Genomic DNA, 25798 nt, shown 5'->3' with positions numbered 1-25798 from the left:
ATTCGCCCTGCCATTATAGAACCTGACTACTCTCCAGCACGCCAGCCCGATGTAATCGGGTAGCGCCGGTCTCGTCCAAAGCCTCTTTGAGTGACCCTAGGGCCAATTGCGGCTTGACGACGCTTGTACTCATTTATATCCACCAAGCGGATAACCCTGTTCACCACCTCTGGTGCAAAACCGAGTGCAATAATCGCGTCGGCACTGAAATCCTGCTCAATATATAGCGCCAGTATCTCATCCAATACATCGTAATCAGGCAATGAATCCTGATCCGTTTGGTTAGGTGCCAATTCGGCTGAAGGCGCTCGATCAATCACGCGTTGAGGAATAATTACAGAACGCTGGTTACGATACGAGGCCAAACGATAGACCCACGTTTTGGATACATCCTTAAGAACATCAAAACCACCTGCCATATCTCCGTATAACGTGGAATACCCTACAGCCACTTCACTTTTGTTGCCTGTGGTCAACACCAAAGACCCTGTTTTATTGGAAATGGCCATCAACAGCACACCCCGACAACGTGCCTGAAGATTCTCTTCCGTCGTATCGGCATTGAGCCCTTGGAAACGATCACTCAGTTGCGACATAAAGGTGTCATAAATCGGTTCGATGGAAATAGCACTGTACTTAACCCCCATCAACTGAGCTTGCCGTTCGGCATCCTCAACGCTCATAGATGAGGTGTATCGAAACGGCATCATCACCACCTCTACTTTGTCAGCTCCTAACGCATCCACCGCAATAGCGGCGGTCAAGGCCGAATCGATGCCGCCTGACAGCCCCAGCACAACACCTTTGAATCCATTTTTATGAACATAGTCTCGAACCCCCAGCACCAGTGCAGAATAAAGACTGTCTTCATCATCCGGCATGATGGCCGATGGCTCAACTGGGTTTACTCGGCCCTCCCATAAGTCCACATCCGTATACGAAAGGCTTTCTTCAAAATGTGCTGCCAAATAGCACAGCGACCCTTCACCATTCACCACCATCGATCCGCCGTCAAACACCAACTCATCTTGGGCGCCAACTTGATTGACATAAAAGACCGGTGCCGCACAGGCCTGAGCACAGGCCCGCACAACTTCTAAGCGCTCTTTCACCTTACCCTGATGAAAAGGTGAGGCATTCAGACTCAACACCAGATTAACCCCTTGCGCTTTTAACTGCTCCACTGGGGCACGGTGCCAAATATCTTCACAAATACTTAAACCGACCTTATACCCCTTGTACTCGAATACACCTGGCTGCTCACCCGGCGAAAAGTAGCGACGCTCATCAAATACCTGATAATTGGGTAAACATTGTTTCGAGTATTCAAACAGCACAACACCGTCACGAATAACAGCGGCATGATTGTACAACTGTCCGTTTTTATGAGCAGGATAGCCGACAACAAGGGTAATCCCTTGAACCTGTACTTTAAGTGCCAAAAGGGCTTTTTCGATTCGTGTTTCTAGACTCGGGCGAAGTAACAAATCCTCCGGAGGATACCCTGAAAGGGCTAATTCAGAGCAAACCAAAATATCCGCTTGCTCCTCATCGCGCGCCTTGCAGGCGGCCACTATGATTTTTTCTGTATTACCAGGTATATCACCTACCAGAAAATTTAGCTGGGCCATAGCGACCCGCAACTGTGTGCTCATGCCGATGTCGTATCCATTACTGAAAGGGTTACTAAAATACACTCGCTATTTTGCATGGTTTATCTGCCCAGAGCCAGACCTTGACTCACCTATCCCAGACTTGTGTCAATAACCTACGGACTCACGCCGAACACGACCCGCCAAGGAGATAACTAAATTATAGCCCTTGTCTTGATTGACTGAGCGCACTCGAAACGTGCCATTCGAATACCCCGTCACCGTTCCATCCGCTTGATACGTCAGACTATCACCCCGATTCCAAAGAACCTGCCCATTTCCCGAGAAAAAATGGACCCTTAAGACTTCGTCATTCAAGGGGTCATATTGACGACTCTGATGAGTATCAATAAAAACCAATACGCCGAACCATTCAGAGCCACCATTGATCTCGTGCCCCACACATTCTAATCCATTCAACGTTCGGCATAGGGTGACCGATTGTCGATGTGTCACAGCTTGTATTCTGGCATAGGACAAGAGCGACACTAAATCCAATGCCCTTGTTTCTTGCCTCATCTTTTCCGACATATCTGAAAATGCAGGCACTCCCTGCAGTAACAAAATGGCTAGCAACAACAGTGTCACCATCAGCTCAAGCAACGTGTACCCCCGCATCCTGAAGGCACTCATATCAGCTCCAACCAGTCGCGAACGACAATCACGTTTTGCGGGTTCTTCTGATCTAAAGTCACTCGAACCTGCTTAAGTACTTCCGCACGCTCGTGGGTGATCACTCCGCCCTGGATAACAAAGCGTAGTTTAGACCCGAGAACTTCAACCTGGGTGTAATCAATCTCTGAGAAAAATACAGCGTTATACTCATCTGACGGCCATTCATATCGAATAGAGTCCGTTGCTACATTGATGCCATTCTGCATAATCTCCGGATATTGACGCACCAATTCTGCAACCCCCAGCTGAATGGCAATCAATGCATCCTGATGAAAACGGGCTGACACGCTCATTCGCTGCTGAAGCTGCGCCTGCTGAGCCGATCCCATGACAACCATCGATATCATGCTAATGAACACTAACACCATTAACAGCACGGTTCCTTCTTGCTTCATTCGTCGCATATCACACCTCCCTGTGCTTATGGGAATTCTCTTAACGTTGCTGTAAATCGATGCCCCTCACTCCACATCAAGTCTAGATCAAACAACACCATCACTATGGGATCACAACAACTGGGCACACTCTCAATCTTCGAGAGATCCTCTAGAGATTCTGAATGCACATAGGCAAAGTTAAGTGAGGTGATGCCCTGTATTAAGGCTTGGCCGTTGCATCTAAGCTGATCTTGCTCCACTGCATAATGCTCGTGATATATCTGATTTTCTGACTGCAACTGACCCAAGCAGTTTCGAGCCCCCTCACCGCTCTGCAAGGTCAAAAACAACTCAAACTCATTACTGGTCAGCTCCACTCCTTGTGCCTGACGCACACTGCTGCGCAGTCGCTCCACAACAAAACGCAAGGCTTCTTGATCACGATCAATCAGCTGTTGGTAACGCCACGTCTGTGTGGACGAAACTAGCAAAAGACTCACCATCAGCAGGATAAAACTCCCTAACACCAAGGAAAGCAACAGTTCGGTCAAGGTAAATCCGTGTTGCTTCATCAGGAGCACTCCGCCCACTCAATCGGTAAGACTAAGGACTCACCTTGGCGTTGAGCACGTATCCACAGGCCTTGAGCATTGGCACGTGTATTAATCGTCTCAAACAAGTCCTGTGTGACGGTCGCCTCCAACCACTGATCGACAATCTGAGTATAGTGTAGGTTTGGGTGGCATCGTGCAGCCCACAATGACTCATTCAAGTCGGATAAGTACACCTGTGCGCGTGTCATGTGATAGCGGTTCAAGCTGGTCCCAAGCGAGGCTAATTGAAAATGGGTAATTACCAAGCAGCCAGTGCTCAGCAAAGCCAACGCCAACATGACCTCAAGTAAACCTAAACCGCGTTGAGGAGATCTTGCCTTGGGCAAGGCGGCAATAGAGAGACGCTGCGGGAAGCGTCTAAACGACGCAATGAAAATAGACATTTTGAATCATCCTTGATTTATGAAAGAAAGAAGCGAATCCTTGCTTCTTAATCGTGATTAACCTTAGACAAAGCGCCAAAGATTTTCAAGCCCTCTAGATGCATCAAGAAGACGGTGTACAGGGTTGAACATCCAACACTTTGACTTCAAACAGTAAGGTCTGGCCCGCTAAAGGGTGATTAAAATCAACCGTCACTTTCGAATCATCAAACTCAGTAATCACACCCGGCACCTCTCCGCCTGGCTCCTGAAATGAGACAACCAAGCCTGGCTCCAGGGTCAAACTCGAAAACTGACTGCGCGGCATCACTTGGATATTGGATGGGTTATGCATCCCAAATCCGCGCTCCGGCGCGATCGTCAAATCCATATGATCCCCCACCTTCAAGCCAACCAGTGCTTGTTCAAAACCATCGGGTAAATTGCCATCCCCAAAAACAAATCGTGCAGGCTGCGACGCAAAATTCGAGTCGACCACCTGACCGTCTTGCAGCTTAATTGCAAAGTGTAAGGTAACCTCTGTACCCTCACCGATGACATACTCACTCATTTTAAACCCTCTTCAGACGACGATGTCATCAATTTCCGACGTTCTGCCAAAAACAACATATCAATGATCAACAACAATGCACCTAAAGTGATCGCTGTGTCGGCAAGATTGAAGGCTGGGAAGTACCAGCCACCATAATGCAACGAAATAAAGTCAACAACATACCCATGAATGATACGGTCATACAGGTTTCCTAGAGCTCCCCCTAACACCAAAGCGAGTGCTAAACGCATCCACCACTCTTGCGCGGGCGTCCGCTTTAGCCAGACCAAGAGGAAGACGCTCATGCCGATCGCGATCCCTGCAAAAAACCAACGCTGCCATCCTCCAGCACCGGCCAAGAAGCTAAATGCCGCGCCGTAGTTGTAAAGCAAGGTTAAGTCGAAAAAAGGCAGAATTGGTACAGGCTGCGCATAGATCAATGCCGCATCGGCCCAGTATTTGGTGCCTAAATCCAATACAATCACTAACACCGTTATCCATAACCAGCGCAAAGCGCTGGTTGAGTTGTTTACATCAGTCACAGCCCGTTCCTGTTTTAAGCAAAGTGACGCACTTCACCAGCACCCACGACATTGTCAACACAGCGACCACAGAGCTCTGGATGCTCTTCATGCTGACCGACATCCTCACGATGATGCCAGCAACGTGTACACTTAGGTTGCTCAGACGCTTTGATCTGGACTTTTAGACCCGCAAGGTCCGTTGAGCGTGCATCAACTGCATCCTCAATGGATTGCAACTGCGCCGACGACGTGATGAGGACGAAGCGCAACTCATTGTCGAGCTTCGATAACAGTTGCTGTAACCTGTCATCCACATACAACACCACCTCTGTCGCAAGCGATGCCTTGACTAACTTTTCATTACGGGCCTCTTCAAGACACTTATTAACGGCATCTTTGACAGCCATAATTTGCTGCCAGTAGGCATCATTCATTTCGACGGTATCGTCTAGACGGAATAAGCCATCGTACCAAGTGGTCAATAGCACGCTCTCACGACGTTCACCCGGCAACACTTCATAAATTTCTTCCGCTGTGAAGCTTAAGATAGGTGCAATCCAGCGAGTCAGCGCCTCTGCTATGTGGTACAGCGCCGTTTGACATGAACGGCGTGGCAAACTCTCTCCTTGCGTGGTGTATTGACGGTCCTTGATAATATCAAGGTAAAAACCACCTAACTCTTGTACACAGAAGTTGTGCACCAGTTGATAGACCTCCAAGAAACGGTAATGTTCATACGCGGCACAAATTTTCTCTTGTAAACGAGCGGTTGCATCAACCGCCCAGCGATCAAGCGCCAACATATACTGAGGCGCAACCAGGTCGCTGTCAGGATTAAAGCCATTTAAATTCGCCATCAAGAAACGAGCGGTATTGCGTATACGACGATAGGCATCCGATGTCCGCTGCAAAATTTGCTTAGAAACGGCCATTTCTCCCGAGTAATCCGTCGCAGCTACCCATAAACGCAAAATATCTGCACCCATGCTGTCTGTTACTTCCTGGGGTGCGATCACATTCCCCAAGGACTTAGACATTTTGTAGCCCTTCTCATCGACCACAAAACCGTGCGTCAAGACTTGTTTGTAAGGTGCCACACCATTAATGGCAATCGATGTTTTTAAGGACGACTGGAACCAGCCACGATGCTGATCCGATCCTTCTAAATACATGTCGGCTGGAAAGGTTAACTCTTCTCGCTTGCGTAAAACAGAATGGTGAGTGACACCCGAATCAAACCACACATCCAGCGTATCAGTCACTTTATCGTACTGCTCGGCATCGGCCCCCAATAGCGCTTGTGCATCCAGTTCGAACCAAGCATCTATACCTTCAAGCTCAATTTTTTCAGCCACTTGCTCAAGCAGTGTCAACGTATCCGGGTGCAGCTCACCCGTTTGCTTGTGTGTAAACACGGTGATCGGGACACCCCAGGTCCGTTGACGTGATACACACCAATCTGGGCTCTGTTCAAACATACCCTCGATACGTGCCTGCCCCCAATCCGGGAACCACTGCACACCTTTGATGGCCTCTAAGGCATCACGTCTTAGGTGTTTATCATCCATTGAAATAAACCACTGGGGCGTCGCTCGATAGATCAATGGCGTTTTTGTGCGCCAGCAATGCGGATAGCTGTGTTGGAACTTTTTCAAGTGCACCAGCTTGCCTTCGCGTGTTAGGGCATCGGTGATCGGCTCATCGGCTTTGTACACATGCAACCCAGCAAACTCACCCGCACCCTCAGTGTAGGTGCCATTGGCTTGCACTAAATTGAGTGTTTCAAGACCATAGGCCTGACCGACCACAAAGTCTTCCATACCATGATCAGGGGCTGTATGCACAGCGCCTGTACCCGCATCAGTCGTCACATGATCGCCCAAAATGACGGGGACCTCACGCGCAAACAGTGGGTGGTGCAACAAACGCCCTTCGAGCGCTTGCCCGGAACAACGGCCTAACACTGTAAACTGCTGAATACCCCAACGTGCCATGATGTCGTCCACCATGTCAGCAGCAAGCACCAGACGTTCACGGCCTTGATTAATGGCAACATCAACCAAGGCATAGTCCAATTCCGCGTTCAAGGATACCGCTTGGTTCGCAGGGATGGTCCAAGGCGTCGTTGTCCAGATGACAAGAGATACCGACCCTTCACCCGCGTCTGAAGCAAATAAATCCACAGTAGATGCTTGATCAACGAAGGTGAAGCGCACATCAATCGCGGTGGATGTTTTTTCTTGATACTCCACCTCTGCTTCAGCCAAGGCTGACTGACCGACAACGCTCCAATAAACGGGCTTGTACCCCTTGACCAAATGGCCGTTCTCAATGATGCGCCCTAACGCACGCACAATATTGGCTTCAGTCTCAAAGTTCATTGTTAAGTACGGGTTGTCCCAATCACCGATCACCCCCAAACGAATGAAGTCAGCCTTTTGCCCAGCCACTTGTTCACTGGCATATTCACGGCACTTCTGACGGAAATCACGGTAAGGCACTTTATCGCCAGCACGACCAATCATCGTTTCCACTTTGTGTTCGATCGGCAAGCCATGGCAATCCCAACCTGGGACATAGGGCGCATCGAAACCACTGAGTGTTTTAGATTTTACAATCATATCCTTGATGACTTTATTCACCGCATGTCCAATATGAATACTGCCATTGGCATACGGAGGGCCATCGTGCAGGATGAACTTTGGACGACCTTGACCTTCAGCGCGCAATTTTGCATAGAGGTCCATTTCAGACCAGCGTGCCAAGCGCTCGGGTTCACGTTGAGGCAAGTTACCACGCATCGGGAACTCTGTTTCAGGCAAGTTCAGTGTCGGTTTATAATCAGTCATATCTGTTCGCTTCCGGAGATGGGTTTAGCCCCGGCTTGCAGCGCAAACCATTCACGGGCCAGATCTAGATCAAAATTAATTTGTGTTTTGAGGGCATCAAGCCCATCAAAGCGCTTTTCAGGGCGAAGGAAGTGCAAAAAACGCACCTGCATCAACTGCCCATAAAGCTGCTGATCGATATCAAACAAATGGGCCTCAAGCACAGGCAAGCGTCCATTGACCGTTGGCCGCATGCCCACATTGCAAATGGCGGGATAGTCTCGGCCTTGCACTCGCGCCAATACGGTATACACACCCTGCAAAGGGCATCGAAACCGGTGCATACGAACATTGGCGGTTGGTACACCTAATTGGCGACCAAGTTTTTGTCCATGAACCACACGCCCTGTGACCGTATAGGGGCGACCTAACAAACGTTCACTGAGCTCAAAGTCGCCTCGCATCAAGGACTCTCGGATGCGGGTACTACTAACACGCTGATCCTCTATTTCGAAGGTGTGGGTATGCTCAACACTAAAGCCATGCGCATGCCCCGCCGCTTCAAGCATGGTGTAATCCCCTGAGCGATCACAGCCAAAACGGAAATCATCTCCCACAACAAAGTGTTTGACCTTCAAACCATTTAGCAAGAGTTCATCGACAAATGCTTGAGCAGACATCGCCCTGAGTCGACTGTTAAAGGTTAAGCATAATACGCGATCCACGCCTTGCTTTTCGAGCAAGCGCACTTTTTCATCGAAGCGTGTCAAGCGTGGGGGAGCATCATTGCCTGCAAAAAACTCACGCGGCTGCGGTTCAAAAATAATCACAACACTCGGCAGATTATGCAACTGGGCCTGTTCTTTGACTTGATCGAGGACTTTTTGATGGCCTAAATGAACGCCATCAAAATTACCAATCGTCGCAACGCAACCACGATGTTTATCCCGCAGATTGTGTAACCCTCGAATTAATTCCATATGCACACGCTTCAATATAAAAAATCTAAGGGACGAATTATAGCGTAAATGCAATCACTTTATCAGCCCTGCACTACGCTAAACCTGAGCCCGCAAATCCCGCAGACGCAAGCCGGCGACCAGCAGAACCACTCCATACAAACCAGCACCTAATACCACTAGAGCGGTGAGCTTGAAAACTCGGTCCCATAAGTCTGCGTCTAGCCAAACGTCTGCCGAACCCACCCAGTACAAAAGCCCTGCCAACATAACACTATTTGCCAGCATCATACGCACGCCAACGGTTAACCAGCCGGGCTGCCAACGAAATACACCTGCTTTAATTAGACCCATCAATAACATACCTGCATTCAGGAAGGCCGACAGTGACGTTGCCAACGCAAGCCCCACATGGTCAAAAGACCAAACAAGCATCAAATTGAATAGCATATTGGCAACCATTGACCATATGGCAATTCGTACAGGTGTTTTCATGTCTTGCCGTGAAAAATACCCGGTTGCCAGCACTTTAATCAGCATGAATGCCAAGAGCCCAACAGCATAGGCGCGCAAACTCATGGAGGCCATTAGCACATCTCGATCCGTCATTTGCCCGTAATGAAATAACGTCGTAATCAAAGGCTCAGCCAAGACAAACAAGGCCAGCGCGGCAGGCAAGCCAATTAACAAAATCATGCGCACAGCCCAGTCCAACGTCCGCGCAAAGGTTTCATCACTTTTTGCCGCATGATTGCGTGACAAGGCTGGAAGAATCACCGTTGCGATGGCGATACCAAACACCCCTAAGGGCAATTCAACCAGACGATCTGAATAGTACAACCACGACACACTGCCCGTTTGTAAAAAAGAGGCCAGCACTGTATCCAGTAACAGATTAATTTGTGCCACCGACACGCCAAAGAGCGCAGGAACCATCAACGTCATAATGCGCTTTACACCCTCATCCTGCCAACCCAGCTGAGGCCTTGGCAACAAACGAATCCGGGCTAAAAACGGCAACTGAAACAAGAGCTGCATGACACCGGCGAGAAACACACCCCAAGCCAATGCTAGCACGGGGGGGTCAAAGAAGGGACTTAACCACAACGCAGACCCGATCAAACACACATTCAGTAGCACTGGCGTGAAAGCAGGCACAGCAAAACGCTCGTAACTGTTCAAAATAGCACCACAAAAGGCCGTTAAGGAAATCAGCATCAAATAGGGAAACGTAATCCGCAGCATGTCAGCCGCTAACGGAAAGCGTTCATCTTGGGCCAAATAGAACCCTGGCGCAAAGACGGCAGCCAAAACCGGAGCAGCCATCATTGCCACTAGACTCAACAGCAGCAGAATCATCCCCAAACTGCCCGCCACTCGATTAATCAAAAACTGAACAGCCGAATGGTCTCGCTGAGTTCGGTATTCAGACAACACGGGCACGAACGCTTGCGCAAAAGCACCTTCTGCAAATAAGCGTCGTAAAAAATTGGGAATTTTAAACGCAACAAAAAACGCGTCCGCATGACCACTGGCACCAAAGTAATTGGCAACCACAACATCTCTGACCAACCCCATCACACGAGACAGCAATGTCATCAAACCGACAAGCCCACTGGCACGCAACAGTCCCACTTTAGCTTTTTCCTTGTTTTCCAATTTCTTCCTGCCCAGAATCTGTTAATATAACGCCGTTGAAAAGCCCAAAGGCCCAACCTTACGTGACTGCCCTATAAATGGCAGATGATAACGATGTTTGTGACGGACTCCTAGCAAGAATTTTAATTTCTATTGCACTCATGGGTTGACATCCAAGCCGTTTACATGAATAATTTCGCGTCTGATTTTCGGCACTTCTTACCGCCGTATTTTTGATCAACCTAATGTTTAAAGGAGCCAGACTGTGGCTAATTCCGCAGGATCCCGTAAACGTGCTCGCCAGGCGGAGAAGCGTCGTCAGCAAAACGCTAGCCTGCGCTCCATGGCGCGTACTTATTTGAAAAAAATCATCAAAGCCCTCGACAGTGGTGACAAAGCCGCTGCTGAAGAAGCTTTCAAAACTGCCCAGCCTATCCTGGACAGCTCTGTTAGCAAAGGCATTTTCCACAAAAATAAGGTTGCTCGTCATAAGAGCCGCCTGAGTGCGAAAATCAAAGCCTTGGCTTAAGATGCACAACGCTGAATACTAAAAAACCGGCCAAGGCCGGTTTTTTTGCGTCTTATTCATAACCACATAAATGCAAATACACACATAACACGAAACAATGCTGCGCAACCCTGCAAAACACGATCACGCAAGCAATCTTAAGCCAACACCATATTGTCACGATGAATGAGCTCAGCCTCACCCACAAAACCCAAAATTGATTCGATATCTCGAGTAGGCTTACCGGCAATCCTTCGCGCATCATCAGCGCCATAGTTTACCAACCCCCGAGCAATTACCGCCCCGGTCTCATCAGCAACCACCACCATTTCTCCTCGAGAAAAATCACCACTCACATCAACCACTCCCGCCGGCAACAAACTCCGCCCCGAAGACGTCAGCGCAGACACCGCCCCCGCATCCACCACCAAGGTTCCACGCGCCTGCAAATGCCCTGCAATCCACTGCTTACGCGCCGCAACAGGCCCTCTATCAGGCGTCAACAACGTCCCTAATGCCTCTCCCGACTTCAACCTCACCAACACTTCAGGCTCACGCCCACTGGCAATCACCGTTACAGCTCCAGAGCGAGCCGCCAAGCGAGCCGCACGCACCTTTGTGGCCATACCACCCCGCCCAAGCTTACCGCCATCCCCAGCAACAGCCAGAACACGCTCCTCCTCAGCACGCGCTTCAGAGATCATCTGCGCATCGGGATTATGACGCGGATCCGCATCAAACAAGCCCTTCTGATCCGTTAGCAAAATCAGCGCATCCGCCTCGACCGCATTTGCAACCAACGCACCCAGGGTATCGTTATCACCAAAGCGGATTTCACTGGTGATAACCGTATCATTCTCATTAATGACAGCGACAACACCCAATTCAATCAGCGTTCGCAAAGTTGAGCGCGCATTCAAATAACGTTTACGATTTGAAAGATCATCATGCGTCAGCAACACTTGCGCCGTATGGATACCGTGGCGCATAAACTGCGCCTCCCAAGCCTGCACCAAGCCCATCTGACCCACAGCAGCAGCAGCCTGCAGACGATACACCTCCGACGGGCGATCCTTCCAACCCAAGCGCGTCATACCTTCGGCAACCGCTCCAGAGGACACGAGAACAATCTCCGTACCTTCTGCCCGCAAGCGAACCAACTGATCAACCCAAAGCGCTATCGCCTTTTGATCCAATCCCTTTCCATCATCTGTCAGCAATGCACTGCCGATCTTGACGACCCAACGGCCTTTTTTTGCCAACCTATTACGACCTGAGCTCAACTTTAGCGTCTCCGTCAACGAACATATTCCACTTCGACATCGTAATCATCGTCGTCGAAATCATCATCCCAATCAGCTTCTTCGCGCTTCGCACGCATCTCTTGACGCAAGCGCTCGAGATTCACTCGCGCCTCATGATCAATAATTGCACGCGTGGCTTGCTCTTCATCCAACAAGGCTGGATTTTCAGCAATCGCGGCAACTCGCGCATCCAAGAAGTCCTGCAAATCATGCACCAACGCCTGCAAACCCATTTTATTCAACGCTGAAATAGAATAAACAGGTCCCTGCCAATCCAACGCATCAACAACAGCCTGACACGCCGACTCACGCTCATCTTCAGGCAGCAAATCCAACTTATTCAACACCAACCAACGTGGCTGCTGCGCAAGCGTCGCACTAAAGCGCGTTAACTCACGCACCGCCACCTTAGCCGATTCTGCTGGAGACTGCTCATCCCATGGCGCCATATCCACCAAATGCAACAACACCCGATTACGCGCCAAGTGCTTCAAAAAGCGTATCCCTAAGCCCGCCCCCTCAGCCGCACCTTCAATGATTCCCGGTATATCGGCAACCACAAAGCTTCGATGCGCTTCTGTTCGAACGACACCCAAATTTGGAACCAAGGTCGTAAAGGGATAATCCGCCACTTTCGGACGAGCCGCAGACACAGAGCGAATGAACGTAGACTTACCTGCATTCGGTAATCCCAACAACCCTACATCTGCAAGAACTTTCAATTCCAAACGCAAATTACGCAACTCACCCGGAGATCCTTTTGTTGTCTGAGTCGGACTCCGATTTACACTGCTCTTATAACGGGTATTCCCCAGCCCATGGAAGCCACCTTGCGCCACTTTCTCTCTTTGGCCGATATAGGTTAAATCCGCCAGCACTTCATCCGTGTCCACATCAACCACTGTGGTACCCACCGGAACCTTAAGCACCAACTCTTCACCCTTACTACCTGTGCAATTTGCACCACGACCCGGCTGCCCATTCTGCGCATTGTATCGGCGGGTAAAGCGATAATCGATCAGCGTATTGAGACTCTCGTCCGCCTCAACCCATACCGATCCTCCATCACCTCCATCACCCCCATCAGGTCCACCCTTCGGGATGAATTTTTCACGCCGAAAGCTCATACAGCCGTTTCCACCCTTGCCCGCTTCTACGGTAATCGTTGCTTCATCGACAAATTTCATCTTTTTTCCTCCCAAAGGATTTAAACCCAAAATGGGCAACTCACCCGCCAACGGACTATCCACATCCTTATGACAACATTGACGCACCAACATCCATAAACGCATATAAAAAAAGCCCCGCTAAGCGGAGCTTTTTTCACAAAACCACTGGCCGCTTATGCTGGCACTACAGTCACGTACTTACGCTTCTGAGGACCTTTAACGACAAACTTAACCACACCATCCGCTGTTGCAAAAAGAGTATGATCTTTGCCCAAACCGACGTTTGGACCTGCATGGAACTTAGTACCACGCTGACGAACCAGAATGTTGCCCGCCAATACCACTTGACCACCAAAACGCTTAACGCCAAGACGTTTCGCCTGTGAGTCACGGCCGTTACGCGTGGAACCACCCGCCTTCTTATGAGCCATTGTATCTATCTCCTATTCAGTTGTCGGATCAAATCACACCTGAAATCAGGCACTGATACCGGTAATCTTAACTTCAGTAAACCACTGACGGTGGCCCTGACGCTTCATGTGATGCTTACGGCGACGGAATTTGATGATGGTCACTTTCTCACCACGACCATGCCCAACAACCTCAGCAGAGACTTTAGCACCTTCAACAACAGGCGCACCTACTGTTACGTTATCACCATTACTAACCAACAATACGCGGTCAAAAGTGACACTTGCGCCTTGCTCAGCTGGCAATTTTTCTAACTTAATCGTTTGGCCTTCCTGCACACGGTACTGCTTACCGCCGCTAACAATTACTGCGAACATTTTCTTCTCCAAGTTATGCACTGTCCGGCTACTAGGACGAAACCTATTTCTAATGGCATACAAATCAAGACATTAAACACCTTACCAACTCAACTAAATGAGATAAAGGTGTGTTTGGCTCGGGTACCATATGATAGGGAGCGTTATTTGGACAGGCTCAGGGGCGGAGATTATACAGATTTAGGAAATACGGTTCAAGCCAATAAACCCGCTATTTCAGGGCAACCGAGCCTCATTTTGCGTTAAAAAAGCACCCTGACATCGATTGAATCTTGACATAGCCCCTCCTTCTCCCTAGCATGCCAGCAACATTAATTGAGCCGGCCTGACTTCAAAACATGCAGCCACACCAGTTAAACCCGATTATCGAACCCCAGTTTGATGCCGTTACGGACTTTATACTCAATCACTTAGGTTCTAACGTTCCTCTTGTCGAAAAGATGGGGCATTATATTGTCGAAAGCGGCGGCAAACGTTTACGCCCGCTTTTGGTTCTGCTCAGCGCCAATGCCTGCCAGTATTCAGGCTCAAACCACATCCAACTGGCGGCTGTTATTGAATTCATACACACCGCCACGCTACTGCATGACGATGTCGTCGACAACTCCGAGTTACGCCGCGGCAATGCCACCGCCAATGCCAAATGGGGCAATGCGCCCAGCGTTCTTGTCGGTGATTTTCTTTATTCTCGCGCTTTTCAAATCATGGTCGAAATAGGCCGCATGGAAATCATGCAGGTTATCTCACACGCAACAACCATCATTGCAGAAGGCGAAGTTTTACAACTGCTTAACCAACGCAACCCTGACATCACCGAAGATGCCTACATGCAGGTTATCCTTGGCAAAACAGCCATGCTGTTTGAAGCCGCCACTGAGTGCGGCGCTATTTTAGCCGAGGCCTCTAGCGAATCCCAAGAAGCCATGCGTTTATATGGCCGCCATTTAGGCATTGCGTTTCAAGTGATTGATGACGTCATGGATTATCAATCCAGCAGCGAAGAGATGGGAAAAAACGTGGGTGATGATTTAGCCGAAGGCAAGGCAACACTCCCCCTCATTTATGCCATGCGCACAGGCACCCAAGATGAAAGAGATGTTTTACGCCAAGCGATACGAAAAGGCGGGATTGAACACTTACAATCGGTACTGGATATCGTTGCAAGAACCCAAGCCATAGACTACGCACTTGAGCAAGCACGCCATCAGTCTGATCTCGCCATTGCCGCGCTCGATGCAATACCGAACTCATCATTCAAAGACACGCTGATCACGCTCGCCAAGATGGCCACTCAGCGAAAACATTAAACCGAACCTCAAGACCAAACCGCACAGTCATCACTCAAAAAGATGCAGGTTTTAATGGGTTGCGCATTAAATAATCAACTCTGACTAATGTCAGATAGGCCATGAAAAGATATAATAGCGCCTATTCATTTTTGCAATCGGCCCTTGGATAGATAAAAACCAATGACTAGACCCTCCTCTTTTGAACGTGAAGACCTATTAAAATGCGGCTACGGCGAAATGTTTGGCCCTGGCAACGCACGACTCCCTGTCGGAAACATGCTGATGATGGATCGCATCATTAGTATCACTGAAGACGGCGGTGAGTTTGGTAAGGGCGAAATCATCGCAGAATTGGACATTACACCTGACCTTTGGTTTTTCGACTGCCATTTCCCAACCGATCCCGTGATGCCAGGCTGCTTAGGCCTTGATGCTATGTGGCAGATTGTTGGATTCTTTTTAGGCTGGAAAGGCAACAAAGGGCGTGGACGTGCACTCGGTGCCGGTGAAGTGAAATTCACAGGACAAGTACTGCCCACCGCAAAAAAAGTGACCTATCACATCCAACTTAAACGCGTTATCGAACGTAAACTGGTGATGGGCATTGCAGATGCAACCATGTCCGTCGATGGTCGCGAAATTTACACCGCAAAAGATTTACGTGTAGGGTTATTCACCTCCACCGAAAATTTCTAAAATAATAAAGCGTGTACTCACGATTTGTGGCTACACTAGATACTATAGACAGATAAACTTACGTTTTCGTACAAAGCAGAGAGAGTCTACACATGCGACGCGTTGTGGTTACCGGTATGGGAATCGTGTCTTGCCTTGGCAACGATACTGACACAGTTTTGGATTCACTGAAAGAAGGCCGCTCCGGCATACGTTTTCAGCCAGAATATCAAGCTCTTGGATTTCGTAGTCAAGTTGCAGGCAGCATTGATATCGATCTCGATAGCCTGATTGATCGCAAACTGCGTCGTTTCATGGGCAATGCATCGGCGTATGCCTACCTTGCCATGCAACAGGCAATTACGGATTCTGGCCTTACAGAAGACCAAGTATCCAATGTTCGCACAGGTCTCATTGCAGGCTCAGGTGGAGCCTCTTCAGCCGATATCGTCGAAACAGCTGACATCCTTCGCGATAAAGGTGTTCGACGCGTTGGACCCTATCGCGTAACACGCACCATGGGCTCCACTGTATCAGCCTGTTTAGCCACACCTTTCAAAATCAAAGGCGTCAACTATTCCATCACTTCCGCTTGTGCGACCAGTGCACACTGCATCGGCAATGCGATGGAGCTCATACAACTGGGTAAACAAGACGTTATTTTTGCAGGCGGTGGTGAAGAACTGCATTGGTCCCTCAGTGTCATGTTTGATGCAATGGGTGCGTTATCCAGCAAATACAATGACACTCCCGAAAAAGCCTCTAGAGCCTATGATGCAAATCGTGATGGGTTTGTTATTGCGGGCGGCGGCGGCATGCTCGTTCTTGAAGAACTTGAACATGCAAAAGCCCGTGGCGCAAAAATATATGCCGAACTCGTCGGTTATGGCGCAACGTCGGATGGCTATGACATGGTTGCCCCTTCTGGTGAAGGAGCCGTGCGTTGCATGCAACAAGCCATGGCAAGCGTCGACGGCCCAATCGACTACATTAACTCCCATGGCACCTCTACGCCAGCGGGTGACATTCAAGAACTGAAGGCAATGAAAACCCTGTTTGGTGATCAAATGCCTCCAGTCAGCTCCACTAAATCCTTGGCAGGTCACTCATTAGGGGCAACTGGTGTACAAGAAGCTATTTACTGCCTGCTAATGCAGCAACATAAATTCATCTGTGCCTCTGCAAATATCGAAACCCTAGACCCTGAAGCAGAAGGCTTGCCCGTTGTCACTCAACGCATGGACAACGTCGAACTTGAGCGTGTCATGTCGAACAGCTTTGGCTTTGGCGGTACCAATTCTACGCTGATTTTTCAACGATACGCTGGCTGATTCTTAGCCAAAAAAATGCCGGTGTAAGAACCGGCATTTTTTTTGGATTTCAGGCTAGGTTAGGCCCCCAGCAACTTCATACGTTCAAGCATCCACTCAGTCACTTCGGCATGCACATCTTCAACACTGCGTCCTTCCGTCAAGACTGCAGGGCCAATATGAACATCGATAACTCCCGGGTACTTAACGAATGACTTACCAGGCCACAAGCGCCCAGCATTATGCACAATCGGCACAATCGGCACGCCAGCTTTCACAGCCAACATAGCCCCGCCCTTATTAAACTTCCCTTCCTCTCCCACTTTAACCCGTGTTCCTTGAGGGAACATCACAATGGGAATATCTTCACTTAGGCGAGCCGCTCCTTGCTCCAACAGCTGTTTCAGCGCTCCTCTGCGCTGTGACCGATCCAAGGCGATCGGCTTCAGAAGACCCAACGCCCAACCAAAAAAGGGAATCTTTAAAAGCTCTTTTTTAAGGACTACCACCTGTGGACGAACAAGGATTTGAAAATATAAGGTCTCCCATTCACTTTGATGGTTACCCAGAACAACAAAAGCGCCCGCATTTGGTAAATGCTCTCGCCCTTGAACTCGTGTATCCACCCCACACATCCACTTTAACCAGGAGATGTAGAAATAATTAATGCCAGTAAAAAAAGCAAAACGTTGACGAAAAGGCAGGAAGGGCCCGATTAGTAAACAGGGAATAGAGTAGAGTATCGTGATGGGGTAAAAACCAAGGGCAAATAAAAAGGCTCGAAATTTAAGCATGAGAATCCGCCTCATTTTGCGTTAAGGATTCAGCTTCACGTCGATTGTAAACAGGATTTGCATACATATTCCGCAAAAAATCTTCGGCTCGACCACTGACCTGAGCCAAGCGTGCCGCAAAGGCTTGCTCTGTTTTTGCATCAATGGATTCACCTGCCGCCACTAAATTGGATGGATGCAAGTAGTAGTCCGAGCGTATTTGACGGTCAATCTCCTGCGCCAACTGTTCTGGTGTTTCATAAATACCCCGGATAGGCTGACCAAACGACACATGCACATGACCTTTAGCCCCGGTAATACCTTTCACGATACTGTCGATATCTTCATATTGGCTTTTTTCGTACTTACCCGTCTCTTCTATTGCCGCCAACTCTCGTGCTTTCATTGCATCACAAGGATCGTATTCATAGGAGATGGAAACCGGCACAATATTCAGGCGCGTCACCATCTCAGCGAAACTACGCTGCTTACGATGCGACATATAAAACATTTTCAATAAGGTAGGGTCTGTTCTGTCATTTCCATCTTTTGACCGCCCTTCGCGCTGAGCAATCCAAACAGAATGGCCCGTCATAATGCTGTGGTCAATGTATTCTGACAGCTGCGTCATGGACGCCATCATTTCTCGCGGCGCTTTTAGCGAGCGACGCACAATAAAGCTCTTATTCAAACGCATCAAATCTGACACGTAGGGCTTTTTTAACAAATTATCGCCAATCGCAATTCGAACAGTATTCATACCATACTGGTACAAAGCCCAATTCACAAAGGCCGGGTCCATCGCAATATCACGATGGTTCGAGACAAACAGATACGCCTCTTGAGGGTCCAATTGATCGATACCGCTGCAACTCAACCTCGAGGTTGTTCGCGATATCATTTTTGTCATATAGCCCGCAATCAACGTTTGGAAGCTAGAAACCGTCTCGATTTCACCTACCTTAGCCGCTAACGCAATCCGGACTGCAGGGCGTAAAATGCGCAAAACCCATTTAGGCAAACGTGGGAACTGATAATGAGTGATAACATCTACAAACTCGTTATCACGCAACATACGTCCAAGGACCTCTGCGACTTCGTTGTCTCGATAGGGACGTATTGACTGAAAAGGATCAACCACTTGACTATGTTCACTCATGTTCTTAAAAACAGCCTCAGGGGACAAATGGGCTGTATTTTAGCTGTTTTCAAACGAAAATGCAGCGTAGTCCAACCAATAGCCTTACGAATGATGGTATTTTGATGAGTGCGCAGCATACCAATCGGCAAATGCGTCCTCATCCAATGCACGACTAAAGTAAAACCCTTGAAAGAACTCACACTCAAGCTGTTTCAATAATGCCTGCTGTGCTTGCGTTTCGACCCCCTCCGCCACCACTTTCATTCCTAAATTGTGCGCCATATTAATAATGGTGGTGACGATTGCCATGTCTTTCGTTTGTTCTTCTAAGCTCTGGACAAAGCGTTTATCAATTTTTAATCGATCAACCGGGAAGTTTTTTAAATGCGCTAAAGAGGAATACCCAGTACCAAAATCATCGATAGACAAGGACACGCCTTGCTCCTTCAATTTATTCATTACCGAGAGTGATTGACTCCCGTAGTTCATAATGATGCTTTCGGTCAACTCCAAATCCAGAAACGAGGGCGGCAGTCCTGAGCGCTGAAGCGCCTCGAACACTTCTTGCTCAACGCTGCCCAAATTAAACTGAACACCTGACAGATTTACCGCCATAAACTCCAAGTGGATACCCATGTCAAGCCAGTGTCGCATTTGCTGGCACGCCTGACGCAACACCCAGCGACCTAAAGGGATAATCAAGCCGCACTCTTCCGCCACGGGTATAAACCGATCAGGCCCTAATAGGTTCTGTTTATTTTGGTGCCAACGCACCAACGCTTCTGCGCCAACTACACGCTGAGTATGCGCATCAATCACAGGCTGGTAATGCAACACAAATTCATTATCTTTGAGCGCTTTGCGAATGCTATTTTCTAAATCTAAACGGCATCGTGCTTGAATTGTGAGCTCTTCTGTAAAAAATCGATACGTATTACGACCAAGACTTTTTGCCTGATTCATGGCCGTATCCGCATATTGAATAAGCTCGGTGGCCGTTGTCCCATCTTGGGGATACAAGCTAATGCCGATACTGGCTGCGCAGACAACTTCTAATCCAGAAGACAAGACAATCGGCTTTTGCATGAGTTCAAGTAAAGATTCGGCCTTCTGTGCTGCGCGCTCTGGATGAGAGAGACCTTCCAATACAACAATAAATTCGTCCCCTCCCGTCCTTGCCAGCGTATCCTCTTTACCCAAATGATGACTCAAACGTTGAGCCAGAGCCTTTAAACACCCATCACCTTCTTGATGACCATAGCTGTCATTTATATTTTTAAATCGGTCCAAATCAAGGTACAGCACCGCCACTTGTCGATCTTGCCCCTCGGCCTGATCAATCGCATGGTCAATGCGAGACAAGAGCAACAAGCGGTTTGGCAATTGAGTTAAAGGATCATAGTGTGTCAGTGTCTGAAGACGCTGTTCAGACTCCTTCTGATAACTCAAGTCGTTGAATATACCCACGTAATGGGTCGCTTGCCCCTGCTCATTAACCACCGTATTCAAGGACAAAAACTGTGGAAACACCTCACCTGTTTTACGACGATTCCATATCTCACCTCGCCAACTGCCCGTCTCCGCCAAACTTTTCCAAAGAGTTTGGTAAAAGGTGCGATGGTGTCGGCCTGATTTTATAAACCCTGGATTTTTGCCTAAGACTTCAGCTTCAGCATAACCAGTAATTTCGGTATAGGCTTTATTGACCGCAAGAATCGTCGGCTTCAGGTCGGCGATCAGCACTCCCTCACTGGTTGAATCAAACACAGCTTGAGCTTGCCGCAGGGCTGCATTCAGCTTTAATAACTCTCGATGCTCTTTACGCAGCTCAGAGGTTCGACATACTTTTTCAAGAAACGCAGCCAGCTCATATAAATAACCGTCATGTTTTGAGATGAAATCGTCGATGCCCAAGTGCAGCGCTTGTGCAATCACCTCTTCACTCCCCTGCCCTGTAATCAAGACCAAGGGTAAGGTCAATTGCCGAGTATGGCGAAGCTCTCTTACCAGTTCTAAACCATCTTTTCCGGGCAAACGATAATCAATCAAGACAAGATCGAACTCGGTGGGCTCGCTTGATTGCTCTGGTAGACGATCCAACACATCTGATGCGGATGACACCAAGGTCAGTTCGATATAAGGGGCATGTGTCGCCATAAAACGCAATGCCAAATCGGCATCATACGGGTTGTGCTCAACGTAGAGAACACGGATATGGCGACTTAAGTATTTAGGAACTGAACGAAAGCGCGCAAGTGCCGAAAACAAACTTGCCGCCAACCCTGGCAAATAGTCATTGCGTTTAACAACATATTCATCCGCACCTTGTTTGAGTGCGGCCAAACTAGACGCCTCATCACCTTGGCCTGTCAGTATCACCACTGAGATCGGAACACCCCGCTGTCTAACCCAAGACAGCGCTTCGAGCCCAGAACCATCAGGCAACCTTAAATCGGTTAGGAGTAAATGATAGTCATGGGATTGACTCAGCTTTACCATGCCATCGGCAAGGCTCGAGACTATATCAAGCTCAATCATGGCATGATGTTGTTGGAAATAGCGTCGTGTCAGATCTGCATCAACCGCATTATCTTCGATGTACAGTACGCGCATACTTATCGAGTCTCTGGGTGGTTAAGCGCACACCAATAAAGTTCTATCTGTTCAGCAACATCAATAAACTTCGCAAAGTCAACTGGCTTCACGATATAGGAATTGACACCCAACGAGTAAGCAGTCTTCATATCCACACCTTCAGATGAAGAGGTCAAAATAACAACCGGTATGGTTTTGTAGACGGGGTGTTGCTTGAGTTCTTTAAGCACCTCTAACCCATTCACCTTCGGCAGTTTTAAATCCAGCAGGATAACTAAAGGGGTACGCTCACCCGCATCCCAGCGTTCTATGTACGCTAATGCTTCTTCACCGTCACGCGCCACTTCGATTGGATTCAAAAAATGTTTGCGCTTAAAGGCACGTAAGGTCAAATCCAAATCAACGGGATTGTCCTCTACCAATAAGATCGGTTGCTGAAGATACGCCTGCGTCATAGATCAAACTCCAAAATAAATAGTGCACCCTTGCCTAGCTCACTTTCGGCTCTGACCTCACCGCCCATCCGCTGCATAGCTTTTTTAACCAGAGCCAATCCAACACCTGTCCCTGGAAAATCCTCACGTCGGTGAAGGCGTTGAAATATCTGAAAAATACGATCATGATATTTCATATCAAACCCGACCCCATTGTCCTTAACTTCAAGCACAAATCGAGTATCTGTTACTCGTCCACGAATTTCAACAATGGGCGGCTGCCTATTGATCGAAAACTTAAGCGCATTCGTCAAGATATTCCGTATCACTAGCGCAAAGCCATCTGGATCCAACTCAAGCTGACAGGAAGGTAGGTCGATTGTAATTTTGGCCTGAGGGTGAGGGTCGGTCTTTAAGGAATGCTCAACCAACTCTTTAACAAATAGACTGACATCAAACGCTTGTGCTTGGAGTGTCTTACGCTCAATACGCGAGTAGGATAATAAATCTTCTATGAGTTGATGCATCTGCCCTACACCATCCCTGATGTTGCGTAGAAAGGTTTCACCTTCTTCATCCAATTGGTTTCGGTAAGCCTCCATTAATAACTGGCTGTATCCATCAATACCCCTCAAGGGCGCCTTAAGATCATGCGAAACACTGTAGGTAAAGGCTTCCAGCTCCTGATTGGCAGCCTCAAGCGCGTTTGTTCGCTCTTCAACTCGCTGTTCCAACACATCATTTAATTCACGTATTTGCAGCTCAGACCGTTTAAGCTCCGTCACATCGACAACCACTCCATAGATGATGGCGACGTGCCCCAATTCATCCCGAACCAACCAGGTCCGATCATCAACCCATAGCTCCTCTTGATTAGCGCATAGAATGCGATACTCCTGACGATAATCATCGGGGCCATTGGCTAAATAATGGGTAACCTCGGCTAATATTCGTGCTTGATCATCGGGATGAATCAGATCAAAGAAATGTATTTTACCTTGGATAAAATCTTCAACCGAATACCCCCAGCTATTCACACTTTCACTGACGAAATTGACAGGCCAGCCGGGCAAATTCTTCCATTCAAACACAACAATCGGTGAGCGATTGATGAGGCCCACTAAGTGTTTTTCACGGTCAAGCGCTAACGACAGATGATCGGCCATCCGGTTAATCGCTTGGGCAATTTCTGACATTTCATTTCGACCTGAGATGTGACAGCGCGCTGATAGGTTACCTCGCCCGATCTGGGTCAAGGTCTGCAATACCGCTTTGCTGCGCCGAAACCAGACAACATACATGGCAATGGCCAGCAACATGGCCGCCAATAAAAATGTGACACCGTCTTTAAAGGTCATTCTCAATACTTGTGTGCGATAGTAGGCCATCTGCGGCGAGAGATCGCGTACCACAATTAAATGTCCGTACTCTAGAGCGAGGTATCCGATGAGTGTAAGAGTGTTTGAGGCTCGTTCCACCTCAATCTCTGAAGATGCGTTTAACAAAAGGTGGCTGACCGTACTCATCAGCAAAGCATCGTTGTCGAGAAGCGTTGAGTCAAACGATCTACCGGGTTCAAACTCAGATAGACTCATGACAAGATTGAAATCTTGATCCAATATAAAACTGTACCGAGTCAGTGCTCGCGTGGATGAAATAGAGAATTGCAGCTGTTGCTCATCAAATCGTGCTTGATTATGCAAATCATTCAGCGGTCGTTTTTGCAAGGTCAGATAATCCCTAAGCGTATCCTGTTCGGAGGCCAGTACTAAGCGCTCCAAACCGTCCATTTTTTGCTCATGATTATAAAAAACGCCTAATATGGCCACCACAGCTAAGAGGACGGGCGCCAAGATGCGCCCTGGGATCTCATTTATTATGGGGATATTCATTGATCTCCTTTCTCTATCCCTTAAGGTGTGCTTCTAGCGCCGCGCGCTGCTCCGACGTCAGCGGCATCGACTTGCCCTCATTAAAATTATAGCGAACCAACGCAGCTTCGCCCTTAGACCCAAGTTTTCCATCTTGCCATGCTTCCTGATACACACTAAAAGACGAATTACCAATGCGACTGATATAGGTTTTAATCTCTACCGGACTGTTCAAAAACAGCTCACCCACAAAGTCGACTTCAATGCGTGCTAAGATCAACTCCCAAGTCTTTGGGTTTAAGTCTGGCGTAAACAACTTAAACACATCATTACGGGCCACCTCAAACCATTGCGGAACACGTGTGTTGTTGATATGGCCTAAGGCATCAGTGTCGTAAAACGCAGGCGTAATCGTGAAACTAAACATATTTGCATCCTATTGTTCGTCGTGAGTCAACCAAGGTCTTAGTACACCTTGGCAATTGATCTTCACTTTAAGCCGAGCAAACAATAGATACAACCCTGCTAATTTACGATGAAGAAATAAAGCATCTACCGGTGGTGAGTGCCAGTAGCCTTGCCCAAAACTGAGTTCCATCCCCTGATCACGCAATCGTCGCGCTAAATCTGTGCTGGAAAAATCATAGGCATGATCAGCTTTCAAGGGCTCCAACGCTAAGCTAAACAAACGCATCACTGACGCCACTTGCCCTTCATTGACGGACTCACTGAAATACCCAATCTGGCGAGCCGCCTGCTCCATCAACTGCGAATCGCCCTGCACACCTGCTGTAAACAGCGCTCGGTATGCATCACAGATGGTTTTAGAGTAGACGCGTGTTGCGCCAAAGTCCAATAACACTAATTGTGATGTGGATGCATCGTAGAGGTAATTAGCAAAATTAGGATCTGTTTGAACTCTTCGAAACTCAAATAGCTCTTGAAAGAATAAGGACAGTAGGGCTTCGGCAACCTGTTGGCGGATGCCGTGCGATAGAGTTTCGACGCTCTCTAACGGCTCCCCCTGTTCATAACTCATCGCTAAAACATGCTGAGTACTGAGTTCAGGAATATACTCTGGTACGCGTATCTGTGGATTCCCCACCAGAGAATCTCGGTAATAGCGTAAGTGCGAGGCTTCTTGCTGGTAATCAGCCTCGGCATGAAGTTGCACTTTGGCCTCTTCAATCAACTCCGTCAAATCCAACCCCGCAGGCAGTAATCGAGACAGTTTAAGTAAGGACACGACATTATCAACGTCGGAGTCAATACTCTTTGCAACACCGGGATACTGGATTTTTAAAGCGACAACTTGACCATTTAACAGAACAGCGCGATGCACTTGGCCAATTGAAGCCGCGGCAATCGGGGTAAAACCAAACTGCTGAAACGAAGCCTGCCAGTCATTGCCAAAACTTTGCTCAAGGACCTCAGCTAACTGCAACATCGGCATCGGCGTCGCTGAAGCGCGCAATTGGGATAAAAGCTCCGACAGTTCCGCTGGCAAAAGATCACCTGCATCCATTGACAAGAGCTGTCCAACCTTCATCGCTGCACCACGCAAATGTGCTAGCTTTTCGGCCACGCGTTTCAGATTTGCGGGCGTCAGCAACACATCTTTCGGACTTGGTCGATGACCACTGCTGTATTGTCGAACACTTTCTGCAACAACCCCTCCCGCGACTCGCGTCACGAGACTGCCTAAGTGCATGATTCTGGATAAACGCCCTGAGGGCACGGCTTTGGTTTTGGGTTGCAT

Annotated in this window: 25 protein-coding genes; 4 read left to right on the top strand and 21 right to left on the bottom strand. The window is 48.4% G+C overall.

Features of this window, described 5'->3' with window-relative positions:
* Positions 1-26: 26 nt before the first annotated feature.
* The 10 genes from F5971_RS11445 to murJ all read right to left on the bottom strand — a co-directional run bounded on the left by F5971_RS11445 (position 27) and on the right by murJ (position 10143).
* On the bottom strand, positions 27-1655 hold the full coding sequence (locus F5971_RS11445; RefSeq protein ID WP_193495011.1) for an NAD+ synthase: 1629 nt from the start codon (positions 1653-1655) through the stop codon (positions 27-29).
* Between the two features lie 105 nt (positions 1656-1760).
* Positions 1761-2285 (bottom strand): GspH/FimT family protein, encoded by a 525-nt coding sequence (locus tag F5971_RS11440; RefSeq protein WP_051514488.1) that lies wholly within the window; start codon positions 2283-2285, stop codon positions 1761-1763.
* Entirely contained in the window at positions 2282-2731 is a 450-nt protein-coding gene (locus F5971_RS11435) for a pilus assembly PilX family protein (protein ID WP_036512132.1), read from the bottom strand. Before F5971_RS11435 ends, F5971_RS11440 begins: the two co-directional genes overlap by 4 nt.
* A gap of 17 nt (positions 2732-2748) precedes the next feature.
* Positions 2749-3276 carry a prepilin-type N-terminal cleavage/methylation domain-containing protein gene (locus tag F5971_RS11430; protein ID WP_036512129.1) on the bottom strand — a complete coding sequence of 176 codons (528 nt, stop codon included), beginning with the start codon at positions 3274-3276 and terminating at the stop codon, positions 2749-2751.
* On the bottom strand, positions 3276-3701 hold the full coding sequence (locus F5971_RS11425; RefSeq protein ID WP_036512127.1) for a type IV pilus modification PilV family protein: 426 nt from the start codon (positions 3699-3701) through the stop codon (positions 3276-3278). The genes F5971_RS11430 and F5971_RS11425 overlap by 1 nt, the downstream gene beginning before the upstream one ends.
* 103 nt (positions 3702-3804) lie before the next feature.
* Positions 3805-4251, bottom strand: coding sequence for an FKBP-type peptidyl-prolyl cis-trans isomerase (locus F5971_RS11420; RefSeq protein WP_036512125.1), 447 nt, complete (start codon positions 4249-4251; stop codon positions 3805-3807).
* On the bottom strand, positions 4248-4775 hold the full coding sequence (lspA, locus tag F5971_RS11415; protein ID WP_036512122.1) for a signal peptidase II: 528 nt from the start codon (positions 4773-4775) through the stop codon (positions 4248-4250). Before lspA ends, F5971_RS11420 begins: the two co-directional genes overlap by 4 nt.
* A 14-nt stretch (positions 4776-4789) precedes the next feature.
* Positions 4790-7606, bottom strand: a complete 2817-nt coding sequence (ileS, locus tag F5971_RS11410) for an isoleucine--tRNA ligase (protein WP_036512120.1) — start codon at positions 7604-7606, stop codon at positions 4790-4792.
* Positions 7603-8565 carry a bifunctional riboflavin kinase/FAD synthetase gene (gene ribF / locus F5971_RS11405; RefSeq protein WP_036512118.1) on the bottom strand — a complete coding sequence of 321 codons (963 nt, stop codon included), beginning with the start codon at positions 8563-8565 and terminating at the stop codon, positions 7603-7605. The genes ileS and ribF overlap by 4 nt, the downstream gene beginning before the upstream one ends.
* 78 nt (positions 8566-8643) lie before the next feature.
* The gene (gene murJ, locus F5971_RS11400) at positions 8644-10143 is read right to left on the bottom strand and encodes a murein biosynthesis integral membrane protein MurJ (RefSeq protein ID WP_237748638.1); all 1500 of its coding nucleotides are present in this window, start codon (positions 10141-10143) and stop codon (positions 8644-8646) included.
* A 304-nt stretch (positions 10144-10447) separates the two neighbouring features.
* Here murJ and rpsT point away from each other — a divergent pair, with 304 nt between their 5' ends.
* Positions 10448-10711, top strand: a complete 264-nt coding sequence (gene rpsT / locus F5971_RS11395) for a 30S ribosomal protein S20 (protein WP_036512113.1) — start codon at positions 10448-10450, stop codon at positions 10709-10711.
* A 137-nt stretch (positions 10712-10848) separates the two neighbouring features.
* Here rpsT and proB read toward each other — a convergent pair whose 3' ends face one another.
* From proB to rplU, 4 genes are all read right to left on the bottom strand, one after another.
* Positions 10849-11973: a glutamate 5-kinase gene (gene proB / locus F5971_RS11390; RefSeq protein WP_081763858.1), complete on the bottom strand. Its 1125-nt coding sequence runs from the start codon at positions 11971-11973 to the stop codon at positions 10849-10851.
* A 14-nt stretch (positions 11974-11987) separates the two neighbouring features.
* Positions 11988-13181 (bottom strand): Obg family GTPase CgtA, encoded by a 1194-nt coding sequence (gene cgtA, locus F5971_RS11385; protein ID WP_193495031.1) that lies wholly within the window; start codon positions 13179-13181, stop codon positions 11988-11990.
* Between the two features lie 155 nt (positions 13182-13336).
* A complete protein-coding gene (rpmA, locus tag F5971_RS11380; protein ID WP_036512107.1) occupies positions 13337-13594 on the bottom strand; it encodes a 50S ribosomal protein L27 in 258 nt (85 codons plus the stop codon).
* Between the two features lie 45 nt (positions 13595-13639).
* Positions 13640-13951, bottom strand: coding sequence for a 50S ribosomal protein L21 (rplU, locus tag F5971_RS11375; protein WP_036512105.1), 312 nt, complete (start codon positions 13949-13951; stop codon positions 13640-13642).
* Positions 13952-14289: 338 nt separating this feature from the next.
* Between rplU and F5971_RS11370 the strand changes: the two genes are divergently transcribed.
* From F5971_RS11370 to fabB, 3 genes are all read left to right on the top strand, one after another.
* Positions 14290-15258 (top strand): polyprenyl synthetase family protein, encoded by a 969-nt coding sequence (locus F5971_RS11370; RefSeq protein WP_036512103.1) that lies wholly within the window; start codon positions 14290-14292, stop codon positions 15256-15258.
* Positions 15259-15420: 162 nt separating this feature from the next.
* On the top strand, positions 15421-15936 hold the full coding sequence (fabA, locus tag F5971_RS11365; RefSeq protein WP_036512101.1) for a bifunctional 3-hydroxydecanoyl-ACP dehydratase/trans-2-decenoyl-ACP isomerase: 516 nt from the start codon (positions 15421-15423) through the stop codon (positions 15934-15936).
* A 92-nt stretch (positions 15937-16028) separates the two neighbouring features.
* Entirely contained in the window at positions 16029-17246 is a 1218-nt protein-coding gene (gene fabB / locus F5971_RS11360) for a beta-ketoacyl-ACP synthase I (protein WP_036512099.1), read from the top strand.
* Between the two features lie 59 nt (positions 17247-17305).
* Here the strand turns inward: fabB and F5971_RS11355 are convergent, their stop codons facing one another.
* The 7 genes from F5971_RS11355 to F5971_RS11325 form a co-directional block, all read right to left on the bottom strand.
* Positions 17306-18019 carry a lysophospholipid acyltransferase family protein gene (locus F5971_RS11355; protein WP_246187796.1) on the bottom strand — a complete coding sequence of 238 codons (714 nt, stop codon included), beginning with the start codon at positions 18017-18019 and terminating at the stop codon, positions 17306-17308.
* Positions 18012-19157, bottom strand: a complete 1146-nt coding sequence (locus F5971_RS11350; protein WP_036512097.1) for a 1-acyl-sn-glycerol-3-phosphate acyltransferase — start codon at positions 19155-19157, stop codon at positions 18012-18014. The genes F5971_RS11355 and F5971_RS11350 overlap by 8 nt, the downstream gene beginning before the upstream one ends.
* Positions 19158-19241: 84 nt before the next feature.
* A complete protein-coding gene (locus F5971_RS11345; protein ID WP_051514487.1) occupies positions 19242-21752 on the bottom strand; it encodes an EAL domain-containing protein in 2511 nt (836 codons plus the stop codon).
* Between the two features lie 2 nt (positions 21753-21754).
* Positions 21755-22189: a response regulator gene (locus F5971_RS11340; protein ID WP_036512094.1), complete on the bottom strand. Its 435-nt coding sequence runs from the start codon at positions 22187-22189 to the stop codon at positions 21755-21757.
* Positions 22186-24060, bottom strand: coding sequence for a sensor histidine kinase (locus F5971_RS11335; protein WP_193495009.1), 1875 nt, complete (start codon positions 24058-24060; stop codon positions 22186-22188). The genes F5971_RS11340 and F5971_RS11335 overlap by 4 nt, the downstream gene beginning before the upstream one ends.
* A 13-nt stretch (positions 24061-24073) precedes the next feature.
* Complete coding sequence (locus F5971_RS11330) at positions 24074-24466, bottom strand: acyl-CoA thioesterase (RefSeq protein WP_036512091.1); 393 nt, start codon at positions 24464-24466, stop codon at positions 24074-24076.
* A gap of 9 nt (positions 24467-24475) precedes the next feature.
* Entirely contained in the window at positions 24476-25798 is a 1323-nt protein-coding gene (locus F5971_RS11325) for an ABC1 kinase family protein (RefSeq protein ID WP_036512089.1), read from the bottom strand.

Origin of the sequence: Nitrincola alkalisediminis, assembly GCF_009821115.1 — a bacterium.
GTDB lineage: Bacteria > Pseudomonadota > Gammaproteobacteria > Pseudomonadales > Balneatricaceae > Nitrincola > Nitrincola alkalisediminis.
Note: the sequence above shows the minus strand (reverse complement) of the source record. Positions and strands in the feature narration are given on the sequence as shown.

What these genes read in the sequence shown, in the direction of transcription:
- F5971_RS11445 (WP_193495011.1), bottom strand. Translation starts at nt 1,655, where the DNA reads ATGAGCACACAGTTGCGGGTCGCTATGGCCCAGCTAAATTTTCTGGTA.
- F5971_RS11440 (WP_051514488.1), bottom strand. Translation starts at nt 2,285, where the DNA reads ATGAGTGCCTTCAGGATGCGGGGGTACACGTTGCTTGAGCTGATGGTG.
- F5971_RS11435 (WP_036512132.1), bottom strand. Translation starts at nt 2,731, where the DNA reads ATGCGACGAATGAAGCAAGAAGGAACCGTGCTGTTAATGGTGTTAGTG.
- F5971_RS11430 (WP_036512129.1), bottom strand. Translation starts at nt 3,276, where the DNA reads ATGAAGCAACACGGATTTACCTTGACCGAACTGTTGCTTTCCTTGGTG.
- F5971_RS11425 (WP_036512127.1), bottom strand. Translation starts at nt 3,701, where the DNA reads ATGTCTATTTTCATTGCGTCGTTTAGACGCTTCCCGCAGCGTCTCTCT.
- F5971_RS11420 (WP_036512125.1), bottom strand. Translation starts at nt 4,251, where the DNA reads ATGAGTGAGTATGTCATCGGTGAGGGTACAGAGGTTACCTTACACTTT.
- ileS (WP_036512120.1), bottom strand. Translation starts at nt 7,606, where the DNA reads ATGACTGATTATAAACCGACACTGAACTTGCCTGAAACAGAGTTCCCG.
- ribF (WP_036512118.1), bottom strand. Translation starts at nt 8,565, where the DNA reads ATGGAATTAATTCGAGGGTTACACAATCTGCGGGATAAACATCGTGGT.
- murJ (WP_237748638.1), bottom strand. Translation starts at nt 10,143, where the DNA reads ATGACATTGCTGTCTCGTGTGATGGGGTTGGTCAGAGATGTTGTGGTT.
- cgtA (WP_193495031.1), bottom strand. Translation starts at nt 13,181, where the DNA reads ATGAAATTTGTCGATGAAGCAACGATTACCGTAGAAGCGGGCAAGGGT.
- rpmA (WP_036512107.1), bottom strand. Translation starts at nt 13,594, where the DNA reads ATGGCTCATAAGAAGGCGGGTGGTTCCACGCGTAACGGCCGTGACTCA.
- rplU (WP_036512105.1), bottom strand. Translation starts at nt 13,951, where the DNA reads ATGTTCGCAGTAATTGTTAGCGGCGGTAAGCAGTACCGTGTGCAGGAA.
- F5971_RS11370 (WP_036512103.1), top strand. Translation starts at nt 14,290, where the DNA reads ATGCAGCCACACCAGTTAAACCCGATTATCGAACCCCAGTTTGATGCC.
- fabA (WP_036512101.1), top strand. Translation starts at nt 15,421, where the DNA reads ATGACTAGACCCTCCTCTTTTGAACGTGAAGACCTATTAAAATGCGGC.
- fabB (WP_036512099.1), top strand. Translation starts at nt 16,029, where the DNA reads ATGCGACGCGTTGTGGTTACCGGTATGGGAATCGTGTCTTGCCTTGGC.
- F5971_RS11355 (WP_246187796.1), bottom strand. Translation starts at nt 18,019, where the DNA reads ATGCTTAAATTTCGAGCCTTTTTATTTGCCCTTGGTTTTTACCCCATC.
- F5971_RS11350 (WP_036512097.1), bottom strand. Translation starts at nt 19,157, where the DNA reads ATGAGTGAACATAGTCAAGTGGTTGATCCTTTTCAGTCAATACGTCCC.
- F5971_RS11345 (WP_051514487.1), bottom strand. Translation starts at nt 21,752, where the DNA reads ATGCGCGTACTGTACATCGAAGATAATGCGGTTGATGCAGATCTGACA.
- F5971_RS11340 (WP_036512094.1), bottom strand. Translation starts at nt 22,189, where the DNA reads ATGACGCAGGCGTATCTTCAGCAACCGATCTTATTGGTAGAGGACAAT.
- F5971_RS11335 (WP_193495009.1), bottom strand. Translation starts at nt 24,060, where the DNA reads ATGAATATCCCCATAATAAATGAGATCCCAGGGCGCATCTTGGCGCCC.
- F5971_RS11330 (WP_036512091.1), bottom strand. Translation starts at nt 24,466, where the DNA reads ATGTTTAGTTTCACGATTACGCCTGCGTTTTACGACACTGATGCCTTA.
- F5971_RS11325 (WP_036512089.1), bottom strand. Translation starts at nt 25,798, where the DNA reads ATGCAACCCAAAACCAAAGCCGTGCCCTCAGGGCGTTTATCCAGAATC.